This is a genomic window from Flectobacillus sp. BAB-3569, from assembly GCF_002270355.1.
In the GTDB taxonomy this organism is placed as follows: domain Bacteria; phylum Bacteroidota; class Bacteroidia; order Cytophagales; family Spirosomataceae; genus Flectobacillus; species Flectobacillus roseus.
On the sequence record NZ_NJFZ01000191.1, the window covers coordinates 1 to 622 of the forward strand.

Annotated in this window: 1 protein-coding gene and 1 pseudogene; one reads left to right on the plus strand and one right to left on the minus strand. The window is 37.8% G+C overall.

Features of this window, described 5'->3' with window-relative positions; genetic code table 11:
- Nucleotides 1–99 precede the first annotated feature (99 nt).
- Nucleotides 100–201: pseudogene (locus BWI92_RS26955) on the minus strand (AraC family transcriptional regulator); the annotation flags it as partial.
- Between the two features lie 45 nt (nucleotides 202–246).
- Here BWI92_RS26955 and BWI92_RS27710 point away from each other — a divergent pair.
- On the plus strand, nucleotides 247–492 hold the full coding sequence (locus BWI92_RS27710) for a hypothetical protein (protein WP_141234971.1): 246 nt from the start codon (nucleotides 247–249) through the stop codon (nucleotides 490–492).
- Nucleotides 493–622: the final 130 nt, after the last annotated feature.

Below are 622 nucleotides of genomic sequence, written 5' to 3' on the forward strand. Positions count from 1 at the left end.
GTATATCTACCACCAAGAAAAAGCCCCTGATAAAATCAGAGGCTCTTATATAATTTTGAAAGTGAAATCTTGTACCGTATAAGCCGACAAAACTTGAAATTACAAGTTCATTAATGATTCGCGACGACGCATCTTTCCTGCTGGGATACCAAACATCATCTTGAAACGACGACAGAAGTAAGCGGTATCTTTATAACCAACACCCATCTTCTAGCTCGCTCTTTTAAAGCTAGAAGTAAAAAGATTGTGCTCGATTCTCAGAGAAAGATTCTCAAGAGCATTTCTATTGCTTGGACTCAAGTACAACACCCTAGTTTTGAAGACATTAACTTGTCGTTAGTAATAGTGAGAGATACCAAAAACTATCAGTCACCACTCTATTTATTAACCTCATTGCCTGTAGAATCAGCTAAGGATGCTTGGGAAATATGTCATAGCTACATGCACCGATGGAATATCGAACAGGCGTTTAGATTCGCCAAACTGAGCTAGCTATTGAATCTCCTAGGTTATGGTTCATTCGAAAATACCCTCAAACTATTAGCCATCGTCTCACTTATTTACGACTTCTTGATGAAACTCATCAGGAATTGGCCATCTATTATCAAGATAATCATCAATA